The following is a 17,150-nucleotide window of genomic DNA, read 5'->3' on the forward strand; positions in this document are numbered from 1 at the left end:
CCGTCATGCCGCTGGTCCTGATCGGGTTCGTGCTGTTCTTCGTGCTGGCCTGGTGGTGGCATCGCAGCCGCAGCCTGACCCGCGACTGCCTGTGGCGCGAGGATCGCCGCCGCGCCGGACCCGGCGAAAGCTGGTTCCACTGCCTCGCCTGCGGGGCGGAACTGACCCTGCCGCGCGGGCAGGAACCCCGCGACTGCCTGCGCGGGCGGACCGGTCGCGGAGCGGACTAGCCGGTCGCGACCTTCAGGTCGCCATACATGCCCCATTCCGTCCAGGACCCGTCATAGAGCGCGTGGTCCCGATGCCCGATCCGTTCCAGCGCAAGGCTCAGGATCGCCGCCGAAACGCCCGACCCGCAGGTGGTGATCGCCGGTTTCGCCAGATCGACCCCGGCCTGGGTGAAGGCCTGGCGCAGTTCCTCGACCGGGCGCATCGTGCCGTCGGCGTTCAGCAGCCGGCCGAAGGGCAGGTTCCGGGAGTTGGGGATATGGCCCGAGCGCAGGCCGGGCCGCGGCTCCGGCTCTTCGCCGCGAAAACGGGGGGCGCTGCGGGCATCGACGATCTGCGGATCGCCCAGCTTCGAGGCGGCGGCGACCTCGGTCACGTCCTTCACCAGCCGGGGCTGGCGCTGCACGGTCAGGTGCCGGTCGCGGATCTGCGGCGGCAGATCGTCCACCGGGCGGCCCTCGGCCAGCCATTTCGGCAAGCCCCCGTCCAGCACCGCCACATCGGTCTTGCCCATCAGCCGGAACAGCCACCAGACCCGCGGCGCGGAAAAGATGCCGGCGCCGTCATAGATCACCACCTGCTGCCCGTCGCCCACGCCCATGGCGCGCAGCCGGGCCACGAACTTTTCCGGCGGCGGCGCCATATGCGGCAGGTCGGAGCGCAGGTCGGAAATCTCGTCGATGTCGAAGAACCGGGCGCCGGGGATGTGCCGCAGATCGTATTCCGCCCGCGGGTCGCGGTTCATCGCCGGCAGATACCACGAGCCGTCGAGGATGCGCAGGTCCGGGTCGCGCAGGTTCGCCTCCAGCCAGCCGGTCGATACCAGCGTCTTCGGATCGTCCATGTCCCGCCCCCTCACGCGCGATTTCCCCTGCCATACCGGCTGGCGCGCGCGGCGACAACCTCGGGCCGGGCTCAGGCCCCGCCTTGTTTCAGCAGACGCGCCTTCTGCCGGTCCCAGTCGCGCTTGGCCGAGGTTTCGCGCTTGTCGGCCAGCTTCTTGCCCTTGGCGATGCCCAGCTTCAGCTTCACCACGCCGCGGTCGTTGAAATACATGACCAGGGGTACGATGGTCATCCCTTCGCGCCCGACCGCGTTCCACAGCCGCGACAGTTCCTTGCGGTTGACCAGCAGCTTGCGCCGCCGCCGCTCCTCGTGCCCGAAGACGCCGGCCTGCATGTAGGGCGCGATATAGCCGTTGATCAGCCACAGCTCGCCGCCTTCGACGCTGGCATAGCTTTCGGCGATGTTGGCCTGCCCCTGCCGCAGCGATTTCACCTCGGACCCCATCAGCACGATCCCGGCCTCGAGATCGCTTTCGATGGCATAGTCGAACCGCGCGCGGCGGTTTTCGGCGATCAGCTTGCTGTTGGGGTCGTGCTTCTTTTGCGACATGATCGGGCCGAGATAGGCGCTCGCGCCCGCGCTGTCCAGTGCCGTGGCCCGGCAGCGGCGGGCGGGACACGTGCCCCGCCCCCCGCCGTCGCCGCGTCAGATCAGCCCGGCATGGCGCATGGCCGCGTCGATCCGGGCCTTGGTGCTGTCCATCAGCTCGGTCAGCGGCAGCCGCACCTCGGCCGCGCACAGGCCCAGCCTCGACATGCCGTATTTCGCCCCTGCCAGCCCCGGTTCGATGAAAATCGCCTCGTGCAGCGGCATCAGCCGGTCCTGGTAGTCCAGCGCGGCGGCATAGTCGCCGCGCAGCGTCGCCTCCTGGAATTCCGCGCAGAGCCGCGGCGCCACGTTGGCGGTGACGCTGATGCAGCCGACCCCGCCATGCGCGTTGAAGCCGAGCGCCGTCGCATCCTCGCCCGACAGCTGGATGAAATCCGGCCCGCAGCTGGCGCGCTGCTGGCTGACACGCTCCAGCCGGCCGGTCGCGTCCTTGACGCCGACGATGCGCGGCAGCTTCGCCAGTTCGCCCATCGTCTCGGGCGTCATGTCGATCACCGACCGCCCGGGGATGTTGTAGATGACGATCGGCAGGCTGCAGGCATCGTGCATCGCGGTAAAATGCGCGATCAGGCCCCGCTGCGTCGGCTTGTTGTAATAGGGCGTCACCACCAGCGCACCGTCGGCGCCCACCTCTTCGGCGTGGCGGATCAGTCCGATCCCTTCGGCGGTGGCATTCGATCCGGCCCCGGCGATCACCGGGATCCGGCCTTCCGCCGCCTCGACCACGGCGGCGATGACCTGCCCGTGTTCCTCGTGGCTGAGCGTCGGGCTTTCGCCGGTGGTGCCCACGGGCACGATCCCGTGGCTGCCCTCGGCCACATGCCAGGCGACGAGCTTCTTCAGCGTGTCGAAGTCCACTTGGCCGTCCTTGAACGGCGTGACCAGGGCTGGAATGGACCCCTTGAACATGACACGCTCCTGCAGAGGGGCGCCGGGTCGGGCCGGATGGCGGGACTCGGGCGCGGTTGATCGGCGCATCCCTAGCGGGCCGGCGCGCACTTGCCAAGTTTGTGTGTTGAGCCGCCCGCCCGGCCGCGGCTAGGGTCCGGGCATTCCGCCCTGTCCCCGACCGCGAAAGGACCCCATGCTGCGCCGCCTTGCCCCCGCCTTCCTTCTCGCCACCAGCCTCGCCGGCCCCGCCGGGGCCGAGGATGCCGCGGCGTTGCGGCAGGCGCTGGCGACCGGCGGCGCGGGCGACTGGCCGGTGGCGATGGGGCAGGCGCGGCTCTCCGGCCCGGTGGCCATCGACATCCTCGACTGGCAGCGCCTGCGCGCGGGCGAGGGCACCTTCGCCGAGGCGCGCGACTTCCTCGGCCGGAACCCCGACTGGCCGGGCCTGCCCCTGCTGCGCAAGGCGGCCGAAGGCCGGATCGAGGCGGGCGAGGACCCGGCCGTGGTCATCGCCTTCTTCTCGCTCGACGCCCCGCAGACCGGCAGCGGCGCGCTGGCGCTGGCCGAGGCCTTTGCCGCGCAGGACCGCACGGCCGAGGCGCAGGCCGAGGCGGTGCGCGCCTGGCGCGACCTGTCGCTGACGGCGGAGGAGGAGGCGCGGCTCCTGTCCCGCTGGGGCGAGGTGCTGGCCGATCACCACGGCGGGCGGATGGCGGCGCTCCTGGATGCCGGACGGCTGACCGAGGCGCGGCGGATGCTGCCACGCGTCACCGCCGGCACACGGGCGGTGGCCGAGGCGCGGATCGCGCTGCAGGCGCAGGCGCCCGGCGTCGACGCGCTGATCGGGGCGGTGCCCGAATACATGGCGGGATCGGCGGGGCTGGCGCATGACCGCTTCATCTGGCGCATCCGCAAGGACCGCTACGACGATGCCGCGGCCCTGCTGCTGGAACGGTCCGGCAGCGCCGACAGCCTGGGCCGCCCCGAGGCCTGGGCGGAATGGCGCGCGATCCTCGCCCGGCGCGAGATGCGTCTGGGGCGGCCGGAACAGGCCTATCGCATCGCCACGGCGCATCACCTGACCGAAGGGTCGGACTATGCCGATCTGGAATGGCTGGCGGGCTATCTGGCGCTGCGCCGGCTTGACCGGCCCGAGGATGCGCTGGCGCATTTCGGCCGCTTCCAGTCTGCGGTATCCAGCCCGATCAGCCTCGGCCGCGCCGGATACTGGCAGGGCCGCGCCTTCGAGGCGCTTGGCCGCACCGCCGAGGCCGAGGCCGCCTATCGCTTCGGCGCGCAATACCAGACCTCGTTCTACGGGCTGATGGCGGCGGAAAAGCTGGGCCTGCCGCTTGCCCCCGAACTGACCGCCGCGGATGCCCCCCCGGACTGGCGGGGCGCGGGCTTCACCGCCTCGCGCGTGTTCCAGGCGGGAGAGCTGCTTTATGCCGCCGGCGACACGGCGCAGGGCGAGCGGTTCCTGCTGCATCTGGCCGAAACCCTGCCGGTGGACGATCTGGCGGCGCTGGCGGGCTATGCGCTGGAAAAGGATCATCCGCATCTGGCGCTTCTGGTGGCCAAGCAGGCCGCGGCGCGCGGGCGCATCCTGCCCGCCGCCTATTTCCCGATGAACGGCATGCAGGCGATGGACCTGCCGGTGGCGCCGGAACTGGCGCTGTCGATCGCCCGGCGCGAAAGCGAGTTCGACCCCGAGGTGATCAGCCATGCCGGCGCACGGGGGCTGATGCAGGTGATGCCGGGCACGGCCAAGCTGATGGCCGACAAGATCGGCCAGCCCTATGCGCTGTCGCGGCTGACCGGCGACTGGCAGTACAACGCGGCGCTCGGCGCGGCCTATCTGGCGCATCTGGAGGAAGAGTTCGGCACCGCCGCCGCCCTGATCGCGGCCGGCTACAATGCCGGGCCGGGCCGGCCCCGGCAATGGGTGGCCGATTACGGCGACCCGCGCCGCCCCGAGGTGGATGTCGTCGACTGGATCGAGAGCATCCCCTTCGTCGAGACGCAGAACTACGTGATGCGGGTCACCGAATGCCTGCCGATCTATCGGGCGCGGCTGACCGGGCAGAACCAGCCGATCCGGCTGACCGACGAGTTGAAGGGCCTGCTCTAGATCCGCCGCGCGGGCAGCGGCGCGCCCTTGCGCCGCGACCGCCACAGCGTGAACAGCCCCGCGCCCACGACGATAGCCGCACCCGCCACCACCTCGGGGCGCAGCACCTCGCCGAACAGCGTCAGCCCGACCGCCGTGACCCAGACCAGCTGCAGATAGGCGAAGGGCTGCAGGGCCGAGGCCTCGGCCACCTCATAGGCGCGGATCAGCATCCAGTGTGCGGACATCGCGCCGATGCACAGGACCAGCATCCAGCCCCAGTCCGCCGGGGTCATCCATTCCCAGTGCCAGATGCCGACCGCGGTGATGGCCACCGCGCCGACGGTGCCCGTCCAGAAGAAGCTGACCGAGGCCGCATCCTCGCGTCCGACATAGCGGGTCAACAGACCGTAGAGCGCGAACATCGCCGCCGCGACCAGCGGCACCGCGGCCTCGGGCGCGAAGACGGCGCGCCCCGGCTGCAGGATCACAAGCACGCCGACGAAGCCGATGGCGATGGCCGTCCAGCGCCGCCAGCCCACCCTTTCGCGCAGGACCGGGCCGGACAGCGCCGCCACCAGCAGCGGATAGCAGGTGAAGACGGCGTGGGATTCGACCAGACCCAGCAGGGTGAAGGACAGCACCATCACGCAGATCTCGCCCACCAGCAGCAGCCCGCGCAGCGCCTGCACCAGCGGACGGCGGCTGCGGGCGGCGGCGCGCAGGCCCCCGGGCGCCCGGGCCGCGACGGCCAGCACGAAGGCGGCGAAGAACCAGTAGCGGATCATCACCACCATCAGCACGTTGTATTCGCCGGCCAGATGCCGGGACAGCGCGTCCTGCAGGGCGAAGATCACCGTCGTCCCCACCATCAGCGCAATGCCCTTGCGCGTATCCTGTTCGGTCACGCCGACGGTCCCCCGGTCAATGTCCCGCGGGACATGTGGCGCTTGCCGGCATGGCCCGCGGCGCGTTCGACGGCGAAGCCCGCCGCGGACAGCGCCCGCCGGACGAAGCCTGCGGCGGTATAGGTGGCAAAGCTGCCGCCGGGCGCGGTGTGGCGCGCGACCTCGGCCATCAGGTCCGGATCCCACATCTCGGGGTTCTTCGCGGGCGAGAACCCGTCGAGGAACCAGGCATCCGCGATGCCCGGCCAGCGGGGCAACGTCTGGCGGGCGTCGCCGGTGACGACCTCGACATCGACGGGGCCGAGCGCGAAGCGCCGTGCCCCCTGCCCCCAGGCCTCAAGGAAGGGCCCGGCCACCGCCGCCGCCTCGGGGAAGGCCGCCAGCGCGCGGGCGATGTCGGCGGCAGGCATCGGGAACGCCTCGAAGCTGGTGAAGCTCAGCCGCCCGGCCACCCCGGCATCCTGCCAGCAGATCAGCGCGGCGAGCAGGTTCAGCCCGGTGCCGAAGCCCAGTTCGGCGATGCGAAAGCCGGGGGCAAACCGGCCGGGCAACCCGTTCCCGGCCAGAAACACGTGCCGGGTCTCGGCCAGCCCGTCGGCGAGGCTGAAATAGGGGTCGTCGAAACGCGTCGAGACGGGGATCGCCCCGTCGCGCCATTCCAGCCCGCAGATCTGGTCCTCGCCCGTCATATGCCTTAGCCCTTCGGCCTGCAGCTATGACCAAGGGCCGGGGGAAGTGCAATGGCGGGCCGCAGACCCGAACTGACCGTGCATGGCGGGGGCATCTTCGGCCTGTCGGTCGCCTGGACCTGCCTGCGCGCAGGCGCCGCGGTGCGGGTGGTGGACCGGGCGCGCATCGGGGCGGGATCGTCGGGGGGGCTGGTCGGGGCGCTGGCCCCGCATGTGCCGGAAAACTGGAACCCGAAGAAGGCATTCCAGCTGGACAGCCTGCTGATGGCTGAAAGGTTCTGGGCCGGGGTCGCGGCGGCGGGCGGGGTCGATCCGGGCTATGCGCGGACGGGCCGCTGGCAGCCGCTGGCCGATGCCGCCGCGCGCGATCTGGCGCAGGCGCGGGCGGCAGGGGCCGGGGCGCTGTGGCGTGGGCAGGCCGTCTGGCGGGTGATCCCGGCCCCGCCCGGCGACTGGACGCCCCGCAGCGCCACGGGCCTGCTGGTCGAGGACACCCTTTCCGCCCGGCTGTCGCCCCGCGCCGCGGGGGCGGCGCTGGCCGCGGCGATCCGCGCCGGCGGCGGACAGGTGGAGGAAGGGATCGAGGCAAAGGACGGTCCCGGCCTGCATCTGTGGGCGACGGGGGCGGCGGGGCTGGCGGACCTGGCGCGCGATCTGGGGCGGACGGTCGGCACCGGCATCAAGGGCCAGGCCGCGCTGATGCGTCCCGTCCTGCCGGTGGCCGACCTGCCGCAGCTTTTCGTCGAGGGGCTGCACATCGTGCCCCATGCCGACGGCACGGTGGCGATCGGGTCCACCACCGAACGGGAGTTCGCCGCGCCCGATACCACCGACGATCAACTCGATGCGCTGATCGCCGCCGCCCGCGCCGCCTGCCCGGCGCTGGCCGATGCGCCGGTCATCGACCGCTGGGCCGGGCTGCGCCCCCGCGCCCGCAGCCGCGCGCCGATGCTGGGGCCCTGGCCGGGGCGGCCGGGGCATTTCATCGCCAATGGCGGCTTCAAGATCGGCTTCGGCATGGCGCCGAAGGTGGCAGAGGTGATGGCGGCGCTGATGCTGGAGGGGCGCGACGCGATCCCGGCGGGCTTCCGCGTCGAGGATAGCCTCTAGCCCTCGCGCAGCACCGCGATCATCCGGGCGACGTTGTCGGGGTCGGCATCCGGCGTGATCCCGTGGCCGAGGTTGAAGATATGCGGCCTGCCCGCAAAGGCGGCCCGGATGCGCCGCACCTCGGCATCCAGCGCCGCGCCGCCGGTGACCATGTGGCGCGGGTCGAGATTACCCTGCACGCAGCCATCCACCTGCACATGCGCCGCCGCCCATTCGGCGCTGACGGAATTGTCGATGGCCACGCAGTCCGCCCCGGTGGCACGGGCAAAGCCGACATAGCCTTGGCCCGCCTCGCGCGGGAAGGCGATGACGGGCAGGCCGGGATGACGCTCTTTCAGCGCGGCGATGATCCGCCGCGCGGGGTCCAGCGCGAAGTCGCGGAAGTCCTCGCCCCGCAGGCTGCCCGCCCAGCTGTCGAACAGCTTCACCACCTCGGCCCCCGCCTCGACCTGCCGCGACAGGTAGTGGATCGTCGCCTCGGTGATCCGGTCGATCAGCCCCGTGAAGGTGGCGCGGTCCGTCTGTTTCAGCCGGTGCGCCGGCCCCTGATCCGGGGTGCCGCGCCCGGCGATCATGTAGGTCGCCACCGTCCAGGGCGCGCCGGCAAAGCCGATCAGCGTCGTTTCGCGCGGCAGGTCGCGGGCGAGGATGCGGACGGTGTCGTAGACCGGGGACAGCGTGTCGTCGATCGCGCCGACCGGGCGCAGCGCCGCCAGTTCGGCGGGCGTCGTGACGGTCGACAGGCGCGGCCCCTCGCCCGCCTCGAACCGCAGGTCGAGGCCGAGCGCCTGGGGCACCAGCAGGATGTCGGCGAACAGGATCGCCGCGTCGAAGCCATAGCGGCGGATCGGCTGCAGCGTCACCTCGGCGGCCAGGTCGGGCGTATAGCACAGCGCCAGGAAATCGCCGGCCTGCGCGCGGGTGGCGCGGTATTCCGGCAGGTAGCGCCCCGCCTGCCGCATCATCCAGACCGGCGGCACCGCCAGCGTCTCGCCCGCAAGGGCGCGCAGGATGGTCTTGCGGGGGGCGGTGGCCGGGGCGGTCCCGTTCTTGGGGGCGGACTGGGTCATCGGCATCTCCTTGCCCGGCCCTTCATCGCCGGGTGCGGCGGGATGTCAAGCGGCGCGCCATTGCGCGGGCCTTTTGCCGCGGCTATGCCGGAGGTCATGCAGATGCCCGACGCCCATGCCCCGCTGAAGATCGGCACCCGCGGCTCGCCGCTGGCGCTGGCCCAGGCCTTCGAGACGCGCCGCCGCCTGATGGCGGCGCATGGCCTGCCCGAGGACGCGTTCGAGATCGTGGTGATCAAGACCACGGGCGACCGGGTGCTGGACCGCCCCCTGAAGGAACTGGGCGGCAAGGGCCTGTTCACGAAGGAAATCGAGGACCAGCTGCTGGCCGGGCAGATCGACATCGCCGTGCATTCGATGAAGGACATGCCGGTGGCGCAGCCCGGCGGGCTGGTCATCGACTGCTTCCTGCCGCGCGAGGATGTGCGCGATGCCTTCGTCTCGCCCCATGCGGCGCGGATCGCCGACCTGCCGCCGGGGGCGGTGGTCGGCACCTCCAGCCTGCGGCGGCGGGCGCAACTGGCCCATCGCCGCCCCGACCTGCGGCTGGTGGAGTTTCGCGGCAACGTGCAGACCCGGCTGCGGAAGCTGGACGAGGGCGTGGCGGTGGCGACCTTCCTGGCGATGGCGGGGCTGAACCGGCTGGGCATGGCCGATGTGGCGCGCGGCGCCATCGCGCCCGAGGACATGCTGCCCGCGGTGGCGCAGGGCGCCATCGGCGTGGAACGGCGGCTGGACGATCCGCGCGCGGCCTTCCTGCTGGCCGCGATTCATGACCGGCCGACGGGGCACCGGGTGGCGGCCGAACGCAGCTATCTCGCCACGCTCGACGGGTCCTGCGAGACGCCGATCGCCGGGCTCGCTGTGCTGGAGGGCGACAGGCTGTGGCTGAGGGGCGAGATCCTGCGCCCGGACGGATCGGATGCCATCGCCGACGAACGGCGCGGCACGGTGGCAGAGGCCGAGGCGATGGGCGCCGATCTGGCGCGCGACCTGCTGGGCCGGGCGCCCAAGGGCTTCTTCGACTGGCGCTGAGGCGGACGGGCGCCGAGCAGACTCGCGAAGAGCCGGCGCTAGTCTTCCTTCTCCATCGTGCATTGCAGCGGGTGCTGGTGCCGGCGGGCAAAATCCATCACCTGCGCGACCTTGGTTTCCGCCACCTCGAAGCTGAAGACGCCGACCACCGCCACGCCCTTCTTGTGGACCGTCAGCATGATCTCGAACGCCTGCGCGTGGTTCAGCCCGAAGAAGCGTTCCAGGATATGCACGACGAATTCCATCGGCGTGTAATCGTCGTTCAGCAGCAGCACCTTGTACAGCGGCGGGCGCTGCGTCTTCGGCCGGGTCTTGGTGATCACCGACGTGTCGTCGCCGGGAGGACCGGGCCGGTCAGCAAGGATCAGGGGCAGCAGCGGCACAAGACGCTCCGGGAGATCTGGGATCGGGAGGATTCGAAACGCGGGGTTCGGGACACCAATATAGGGCAGAGGCGCCGTCGGGGAAGACCCGCATTGCACCGGGACCGAATCCGGCGCAGGACTTTGGCCCCGCAAGGAGCGATTCCCATGCCCGATCCCGGCCCCTTCCCGACCGCCGCGGTCACCACCGTCGCCTTCGATGCCGATGACACGCTGTGGCACAACGAGCGGTTCTTCAAGCTGACGCAGGCGCGTTTCGCCGAGTTGCTGGCGGATCATGCCCCGGCCGAGGGGCTGCAGGACCGCCTGCATGCGGCCGAGACCCGCAACCTCGCGCGCTATGGTTTCGGGGTGAAGGGCTTCGTGCTGTCGATGATCGAGACGGCGATCGAGGTGACCGAGGACCGGGTGCCCGCCCGCGTCATCCGCGACATCCTCGAGACCGGGCGCGAGATGCTGGACCACCCGGTCGAACTGCTGCCCCATGCCGCCGAGGCGGTCGCGGCGGCGGCGCGGCACCGGGTGCTGCTGATCACCAAGGGCGACCTCATGCATCAGGAACAGAAGCTGGCGCGGTCGGGGCTGGGCGAGCTGTTCCACGGGGTCGAGATCGTGGCCGACAAGACCCCGCCCGTCTATGCGCGGATCTTCGCCCGGCACGGCGAGGGCGCGGAGCGGGCGCTGATGGTCGGCAATTCGATGAAATCCGACGTGCTGCCGGTGATCGAGGCGGGGGGCTGGGGTGTCTTCGTGCCGCATGATCTGGTCTGGGACTATGAACGGGCCGAGGCGCCCGCGGACCATCCCCGCTATCGGGCACTGACGGATCTGGGCGGGCTCGGCCCGCTGCTGGACGATCTGGCGCAGATATAGTGGGCTGCGGCCGCACCGCCCCCAAGGTGTTCCATCGGCGGAATCAGGCTGAAGCTCGCCGCGAAACATATTGAAAAACGGGTATTTTCCGCCTGCCCAACTCGTGCTAGCCTGACTGTGAAATCCCGGCATCAGATCGGGATCCGAGGCAGTGAAAGGCAGGAACCGTGATCAGGTTTCCGGGGCGATGGCTCTTCCATCGGCTGTCGGCGTGTATCGTCGCCACGGCCATGACCGTGGTGCCGGCATTGGCGGCACCCTATGCCGCGCTGGTGATGGACGCGCGGACGGGCGAGGTTCTGTATCAGGAGAATGCCGAGACGCGGCTGCATCCGGCCTCGCTGACCAAGATGATGACGCTCTACATCGCCTTCGAGGCGATCGAGCATGGCGAGATCAGCCTCGACAGCAAGGTGACGGTGTCGAAGAACGCCGCCGCCGAGCCGCCGTCGAAGCTGGGGCTGAAGCCGGGCCAGCAGATCGCGCTGCGCTATCTGATCCGGGCGGCGGCGATCAAGTCGGCCAACGACGCGGCCACCGCCATCGGCGAAGCCGTGGGCGGGTCCGAGGCGGCCTTTGCCGAACGGATGAACCGCACCGCCCGCCAGCTGGGCATGAAGAACACCAGCTTCCGCAACGCCAACGGGCTGACGCAGGAGGGTCACCTGTCCACCGCCCATGACATGACGATCCTCGGGCGGCGGCTGTTCTACGACTATCCCCAGTATTACAACATCTTCTCGCGCCGCTCGGCCGATGCCGGCATCGCGCAGGTGGCCAGCACCAACCGCCGCTTCCTTGACGCCTATGAGGGCGCGGACGGCATCAAGACCGGCTATACCAACGCGGCCGGGTTCAACCTGACCGCCTCGGCGCATCGCGGCAACAAGCGGATCATCGCGACGGTGCTGGGCGGCAAGTCGACCGCTTGGCGCAACCAGAAGATGGTGGAACTGCTGGATCTGGGCTTTGCCCGCGCGCCGAACGGCGCCCGCACCATCAAGCCCGAGGCGGTGGCCTATCTGGGGCCGGGCCGCGACAGCCTGCCGGAATCGCCCGGCGGCGCCGGCAAGATCATCCGCCTGCAGGTGGCGGTGCTGACCAGCCCGCGGCCGCGGATGCGCCCGGGTGCCGCCGCGGCCCCGGTCGCCGCGCCGCCGCCCGAGATGCTGGTGGCGATGCAGGACAATATCGACGCGGTGCTGGCGCAGGTGCACGATGCCCCGGCCGCCGTGGCAGAGGCAGTGCCCGAAGCCGTTCCCGAGGTGGTGGCCGAGATCGCGCCCGAGGTGGAACTGGCCGCCGCGGCGACCGCGCCCGCGATCCCGGCGCTGCGCCCGATGGCCCGGCCCGCGGCCCTGGCCGTCGCCGCGCTGCAGCCCGCCGCCGAGGCCGTGGCCGAAACCGTCGCCCAAAGCGTGGGCGAGGCGGCGGAGGCGCCGGTCGAGGTCGCCGCCGTTCTGCCCGGGGCCGTGACGGCCGCCCCGGCCCCGATTCCGACCGCGACCCAGGCCGCGGTTCCGGTGACGCCGGTCGAAACCCAGGTGGCCGAATTCCAGAGCACCGCGCCCCAGCCCGAGACGCTGGAACTGGCGGCGGCGCTGGCCCCGGCGCCGGTCGCCCGGCCCGGCACCATCATCCTGATGTCGGCACAGACGGACGCCCCGGCCCCGGAACCCGAACTGGAGGTGGTCAGCCGCGTCTCGACCTCGGGCGGGCGGCATCACGGCATCAGCATCGGCCTGTTCAATACGCGCTACAACGCGGAACGGGCGCTGCTGCAGACGGCGCTGACCGAGTCCTCGGTGCTGGAGGGCAGCCTGCGCAAGGTTGTCACCCGCGCGACGGGCTTCGACGCGAATTTCGTCGGCATGACGGAAGAAATGGCCGAGGCCGCCTGCCGCCGTCTGCAGGCCCGCAGCCAGGATTGCGAGGTGGTGGGGCCGTGACGCCCCGCCACACCGGCCTCAGCGCATAGGCGTCAGGGCTTCGGTCGGTCGTCCCAGTCCCGGTTGAGGATGCGCCGCGCATCGCCTTCGGGATCGTCATACTGGTTGTCCCGGAGCGACCAGAAGAAGGCGGCGAGCCCCATCCCCCCCAGGAACAGCGAGATCGGGATCAGCCAGGCGAGCATTTCCATCGGGGCCTCCTAGCGCAGGCGCAGCGCGTTCAGGGACACGCTGATCGAGGAGATCGACATCGCCAGCGCGGCCGCCAGCGGCGTCGCCAGCCCGATCAGCGCCACCGGCACCGCGATGACGTTATAGCCGAAGGACAGCGCGAAATTCTCGCGGATGCGGCGGCGGGCCTTCACCGCCACGCGCAGGGCCTCGGCCACCGGGGCCAGATCCTGCCCCAGCAGCACGATGTCCGAGGCCGCCCGCGCCGCATCCAGCGCCGAGGCCGGCGAGATCGAGGCATGGGCCGCCGCCAGCGCCGCGGTGTCGTTCAGCCCGTCGCCCACCATCAGCACGCGGCGCCCCTGCGCGGACAGGTCCGCCACCAGCGCGGCCTTTTCCGCCGGCAGCGCCTCGGCCCGCCAGTCGGCGATGCCCAGCCGTCCGGCGAGTGCCGCCACCACGGCGGGCACGTCGCCCGAGACCAGCCAGACCGACAGCCCCCGCGCCCTCAGCGCCGCCACCGCCTCGGCCGCGCCGGGGCGCAAACGGTCGGCGAAGGCGATGGCACGGGGGGCACCGGTGCCGGTGTCGAGATAGGTGGCGGTCGTGGCGGCGGGCGTGGCCCCGACCCATCCGGCCCGGCCAAGGCGGACGGTGCGGCCCTGCCACTGCCCCTCGATGCCATAGCCCGGCACCTCGCGCAGGGCGGCGACCGGGGTGGCGACCACCCCCCTGCCCCGCACCGCCTCGGCCAGCGCGCACGCCAGCGGATGGGACGAGGCCCCCGCCAGCGCCGCGGCCAGCGCCAGATCCTCCGGCGGCAGCGCATCCAGGTCCAGCGGTTCCGGTGCGCCGAGCGTCAGGGTGCCGGTCTTGTCGAAGACGACGCAATCGACCTCGGCCAGGCGTTCCAGCGCGGTACCGTCCTTGATCAGCAGCCCCTTGCGGAACAGCCGGCCGGAGGCCGCGGTGACGACGGCGGGCACGGCCAGGCCGAGCGCGCAGGGGCAGGTGATGATCAGCACCGCCGCCGCGACGTTCAGCGCATGGCGCACGTCGCCGCCGGTGATCCGCAGCCAGGCGAGGAAGGACGTCAGCGCCAGCAGATGCACGGCGGGGGAATAGAACCGCGCCGCCCGATCGGCCAGCGAGGTATAACGGCTGCGGGCGCTTTCGGCGATGGCGACCAGTTCCGCCATCCGGTGCAGGCTCGACTCGCGCCCCGCCGCCGTCACCCGCACCGTCAGCGGGCCGGTGAGGTTGACCTCGCCCGCGCTGACGGCCGTGCCCTCGCCCGCCCAGACCGGCAGGCTTTCGCCCGTCAGCAGGCTGCGGTCCAGCTCGCTCGCGCCCTCGGTCACGATGCCGTCGGCCGGCATCCGCGCCCCCGGCCGCACCAGCACCCGGTCGCCGGGGCGCAGTTCGGCCACCGGCACTACAGTCTCGGTCCCGCCGGCCAGCCGGGTCGCGCGCGGCACCTCCAGCGCGGCCAGTTCCTCGGCGGCGGACCGGGCGATGGCGCGGGTGCGATAGTCCAGATAGCGGCCGACCAGCAGGAAGAAGGACAGCATGACCGCCGCGTCGAAATAGGCGTGATGCCCATGCTGCGCCGTCTCGTAGACCGAGATGCCCGAGGCGAGGATCAGAGCGAGGCTGATCGGCACGTCCATCCCCAGCCGGCGCGCCTTCAGCGCGGTCCAGGCGCTGGCGAAGAAGGGCTGGCCGGCGAAGATCACCGTGGGCAGGGCGATGGCGGCGGAAATCCAGTGGAACAGGTCGCGGGTCGCGGCCTCGGCCCCCGACCAGACCGCGACCGACAACAGCATGACGTTCATCATCGCGAAGCCCGACACGCCGATCCGCATCAAGAGGTCGCGGCCGCGCCGGTCGGTCGCGGTCATCGCCAGCGTGTCGGGGTCGAGCTCATGCGCCTCGTATCCGATGGCGTCCAGCACGCGGATCAGCGTTTCGGCCGTCACCTGCGGCGCGGCCTCGATCGCGGCGCGCTTCAGCGTCAGGTTCACGCGCGCGGTCCGCACGCCCGGCACGCTTGCCAGGGCCCGTTCGACATCGGCGATGCAGGTCGCGCAATGGGCGGTCGGCAGCGACAGGAACAGCCGCGCCGCGGAAGGGCCGGATGCGGACGGCGCCGCGGCCAGCCGCTCGGCCGCGGGGGCGGCGAGGCAGGCCGGGCAGGCGGACAGGGCGGGCGTGGTCATTCCGCCCTCTCCGGCACCATCAGGTCATAGCGCTGCCGGAAGGCGGTGCCATCCGCCGCCCGCGCCTCCAGATGCAGCAGCCAGGCCCCCGGGGCGAGGCCGAGCGGCGCCGTGTAAAGCCCGCCGGAATAGGTCAGTTCCACCGGCCGGTCCTCGCGCGCATGGGTGGTGCGCCCGACGATGACCGACAATGCCGCCACCGGCGCGGGCCGGCCCTGCGCGTCGCGGATCACCAGCGTCAGCACGCCGCCCTCATAGCTGTGCCCCACCTGCCAGCCGAGCGCCTGCTGCGCGGCGCGGTCGGCGTCGAAGCTCTGGCTCGCGACATAGGAATTCGCCACCTCCAGCCCCGGGAAGGTGCCCACGGCCTGCACCGCCATGAAGACGTTGACGCTGATGATCAGCGCGAAGGCCGACACGGTGATCGCCAGGACCATGCGCCCGGTCAGGGGCCGTCCGCGCGTTGCCTCGGTCATGCTACTGTCCTTTCCCGTTGAAGATCGTGTCCACCGACACCCGGTCGCGGCTGGTGGTATCCTCGATCCAGATCGCGATCTGGCTGCGCTCGGCGGCGGCGGCGGCGCTGCCCGCCGGGGCCACGACGTAGAGCCGCGTCTCGCCCAGCGTGTCGGCGGCGATGTCCTGCGCGGCCTCGGTCCCGCCCTCGACGGTCACGGCGAGGTCCGGGACGCCCGCCACGCTGAAGGCAAAGCTGCGCGGCTCGTGCTGCTTGTTGCGGACCCGCACCTCGTAGGTGTTGCGGATCGACCCGTCCGACAGGGTGACGAAGATCGGGTTGCGGACCGGCGTCACGCTGACATCGAAGGGCGAGCGCAGGAACAGCGCCACCACCAGCGCCACGCCGATACCGCCCCACAGCACGAAATAGACCAGCGTGCGGACCCGGAAGATGTGTTTCCAGATCTTCTTCGGATGGGCGCCGGCGCGTTCCGCCGCCTCGTCCTTCAGCGCCAGATAGTCGATCAGGCCGCGCGGCTTGCCGATCTTGCCCATCACCTCGTCGCAGGCGTCGATGCACAGCGCGCAGGTGATGCAGGCCAGCTGCTGCCCGTCGCGGATGTCGATGCCCATCGGGCAGACGTTGACGCAGGCCATGCAATCGATGCAGTCGCCGAGCGCCGCCGCGCCCTCGGCCTTGCGATGCTTGCCGCGCGGCTCGCCCCGCCATTCGCGATAGGCGACGGTGATCGTGTCCTCGTCCATCATCGCCGCCTGGATGCGCGGCCAGGGGCAGGCATAGATGCAGATCTGTTCGCGGGCGAAGCCGCCGAAGGCGAAGGTGGTCAGCGTCAGGATCACGATCGTCATCCAGGCCGCCGGATGCGCCTGCAGCGTCACCAGATCGCGCAGCAGCGTCGGCGCATCGGTGAAGTAGAAGACCCAGGCCCCGCCCGTCGCGACCCCGATCAGCAACCACAGCGTCCACTTCACCGCCCGCAGCCGCGCCTTGCGCAGGTCCCATTTCTGGTTCCACAGCCGCAGCCGCGCGTTCCGGTCGCCTTCGACCCAGCGTTCGACGAGGATGTAGAGGTCGGTCCAGACCGTCTGCGGGCAGGCATAGCCGCACCACACCCGGCCGAGCGCCGAGGTGAACAGGAACAGGCCCAGCCCTGCCATGATCAGCAGGCCGGCAACGAAGTAGAATTCGTGCGGCCAGATTTCGATCATGAAGAAGAAGAAGCGTCGGTTGGCGAGATCGACCAGCACCGCCTGATCCGGCATTCCGGGGCCGCGGTCCCAGCGGATCCAGGGCGTGACGTAGTAGATGCCCAGCATCATCGCCATCAGCACCCATTTCAGGCTGCGGAACCGCCCCTTCACCCGGCGCGGGAAGACCGGCTCGCGCGCGGCATAGAGGGCAGTGGGTTCGGTCGTGCTCATGGCGAGGCTCCGGCAGGAGGTGGCTCACCCCGGTCTAGGTCAAGGCGGCACGCCACACTTTGACCTGCATCAACATTCGGAAAGTCCGCGATACATCATTCCCGCCGGACCTGCGGCGGGGCGTCGCATCGGGCCGCGCGGGTTCAGGTGGCGCGGG

Annotated in this window: 17 protein-coding genes; 6 read left to right on the forward strand and 11 right to left on the reverse strand. The window is 71.3% G+C overall.

Going from position 1 to position 17,150, the window contains the following annotated elements:
- Window positions 1–5: 5 nt before the first annotated feature.
- The gene (locus EEY80_RS02140; RefSeq protein ID WP_126974894.1) at window positions 6–230 is read left to right on the forward strand and encodes a hypothetical protein; all 225 of its coding nucleotides are present in this window, start codon (window positions 6–8) and stop codon (window positions 228–230) included.
- Here EEY80_RS02140 and sseA read toward each other — a convergent pair.
- The 3 genes from sseA to dapA form a co-directional block, all read right to left on the reverse strand.
- A complete protein-coding gene (gene sseA / locus EEY80_RS02145; protein WP_126974895.1) occupies window positions 227–1,072 on the reverse strand; it encodes a 3-mercaptopyruvate sulfurtransferase in 846 nt (281 codons plus the stop codon). The two genes, EEY80_RS02140 and sseA, sit on opposite strands and share 4 nt — an antisense overlap.
- Before the next feature lie 71 nt (window positions 1,073–1,143).
- A complete protein-coding gene (gene smpB, locus EEY80_RS02150) occupies window positions 1,144–1,623 on the reverse strand; it encodes an SsrA-binding protein SmpB (protein WP_126974896.1) in 480 nt (159 codons plus the stop codon).
- 96 nt (window positions 1,624–1,719) lie between these two features.
- Window positions 1,720–2,592, reverse strand: coding sequence for a 4-hydroxy-tetrahydrodipicolinate synthase (dapA, locus tag EEY80_RS02155; protein WP_126974897.1), 873 nt, complete (start codon window positions 2,590–2,592; stop codon window positions 1,720–1,722).
- Between the two features lie 175 nt (window positions 2,593–2,767).
- Between dapA and EEY80_RS02160 the strand changes: the two genes are divergently transcribed.
- Window positions 2,768–4,705, forward strand: a complete 1,938-nt coding sequence (locus EEY80_RS02160; RefSeq protein ID WP_126974898.1) for a lytic transglycosylase domain-containing protein — start codon at window positions 2,768–2,770, stop codon at window positions 4,703–4,705.
- Here EEY80_RS02160 and EEY80_RS02165 read toward each other — a convergent pair.
- On the reverse strand, window positions 4,702–5,592 hold the full coding sequence (locus EEY80_RS02165; RefSeq protein ID WP_205749009.1) for a DMT family transporter: 891 nt from the start codon (window positions 5,590–5,592) through the stop codon (window positions 4,702–4,704). The genes EEY80_RS02160 and EEY80_RS02165 overlap by 4 nt on opposite strands.
- Window positions 5,589–6,281 carry a tRNA (5-methylaminomethyl-2-thiouridine)(34)-methyltransferase MnmD gene (gene mnmD, locus EEY80_RS02170; protein WP_126974899.1) on the reverse strand — a complete coding sequence of 231 codons (693 nt, stop codon included), beginning with the start codon at window positions 6,279–6,281 and terminating at the stop codon, window positions 5,589–5,591. The genes EEY80_RS02165 and mnmD overlap by 4 nt, the downstream gene beginning before the upstream one ends.
- 51 nt (window positions 6,282–6,332) lie before the next feature.
- On the opposite strand from mnmD, the gene EEY80_RS02175 reads away from it, so the two are divergent.
- Window positions 6,333–7,391, forward strand: coding sequence for an NAD(P)/FAD-dependent oxidoreductase (locus tag EEY80_RS02175; protein ID WP_126974900.1), 1,059 nt, complete (start codon window positions 6,333–6,335; stop codon window positions 7,389–7,391).
- On the opposite strand, the gene hemE is transcribed toward EEY80_RS02175, so the two are convergent.
- Entirely contained in the window at window positions 7,388–8,461 is a 1,074-nt protein-coding gene (gene hemE / locus EEY80_RS02180; RefSeq protein WP_126974901.1) for a uroporphyrinogen decarboxylase, read from the reverse strand. The two genes, EEY80_RS02175 and hemE, sit on opposite strands and share 4 nt — an antisense overlap.
- A gap of 102 nt (window positions 8,462–8,563) precedes the next feature.
- Here hemE and hemC point away from each other — a divergent pair, with 102 nt between their 5' ends.
- The gene (gene hemC / locus EEY80_RS02185; RefSeq protein ID WP_164738105.1) at window positions 8,564–9,496 is read left to right on the forward strand and encodes a hydroxymethylbilane synthase; all 933 of its coding nucleotides are present in this window, start codon (window positions 8,564–8,566) and stop codon (window positions 9,494–9,496) included.
- Between the two features lie 38 nt (window positions 9,497–9,534).
- Here hemC and clpS read toward each other — a convergent pair whose 3' ends face one another.
- Window positions 9,535–9,879: an ATP-dependent Clp protease adapter ClpS gene (gene clpS, locus EEY80_RS02190; RefSeq protein WP_126974903.1), complete on the reverse strand. Its 345-nt coding sequence runs from the start codon at window positions 9,877–9,879 to the stop codon at window positions 9,535–9,537.
- 147 nt (window positions 9,880–10,026) lie between these two features.
- Here clpS and EEY80_RS02195 point away from each other — a divergent pair, with 147 nt between their 5' ends.
- Complete coding sequence (locus EEY80_RS02195) at window positions 10,027–10,752, forward strand: HAD family hydrolase (protein WP_126974904.1); 726 nt, start codon at window positions 10,027–10,029, stop codon at window positions 10,750–10,752.
- A 167-nt stretch (window positions 10,753–10,919) separates the two neighbouring features.
- Window positions 10,920–12,701, forward strand: a complete 1,782-nt coding sequence (locus tag EEY80_RS02200; RefSeq protein ID WP_407920706.1) for a D-alanyl-D-alanine carboxypeptidase family protein — start codon at window positions 10,920–10,922, stop codon at window positions 12,699–12,701.
- Window positions 12,702–12,733: 32 nt separating this feature from the next.
- Here the strand turns inward: EEY80_RS02200 and ccoS are convergent, their stop codons facing one another.
- The 4 genes from ccoS to ccoG are packed head-to-tail and all read right to left on the reverse strand — an operon-like array spanning window position 12,734 to window position 16,993.
- The gene (gene ccoS, locus EEY80_RS02205; protein WP_126974905.1) at window positions 12,734–12,892 is read right to left on the reverse strand and encodes a cbb3-type cytochrome oxidase assembly protein CcoS; all 159 of its coding nucleotides are present in this window, start codon (window positions 12,890–12,892) and stop codon (window positions 12,734–12,736) included.
- Window positions 12,893–12,901: 9 nt separating this feature from the next.
- Window positions 12,902–15,091: a heavy metal translocating P-type ATPase gene (locus EEY80_RS02210; RefSeq protein WP_126974906.1), complete on the reverse strand. Its 2,190-nt coding sequence runs from the start codon at window positions 15,089–15,091 to the stop codon at window positions 12,902–12,904.
- A complete protein-coding gene (locus EEY80_RS02215; protein ID WP_126974907.1) occupies window positions 15,088–15,567 on the reverse strand; it encodes a FixH family protein in 480 nt (159 codons plus the stop codon). Before EEY80_RS02215 ends, EEY80_RS02210 begins: the two co-directional genes overlap by 4 nt.
- A gap of 1 nt (window position 15,568) precedes the next feature.
- Entirely contained in the window at window positions 15,569–16,993 is a 1,425-nt protein-coding gene (ccoG, locus tag EEY80_RS02220; protein ID WP_126974908.1) for a cytochrome c oxidase accessory protein CcoG, read from the reverse strand.
- Window positions 16,994–17,150: the final 157 nt, after the last annotated feature.

The sequence above is a fragment of the Frigidibacter oleivorans genome, from assembly GCF_003993775.1.
In the GTDB taxonomy this organism is placed as follows: Bacteria; Pseudomonadota; Alphaproteobacteria; order Rhodobacterales; family Rhodobacteraceae; genus Frigidibacter; species Frigidibacter oleivorans.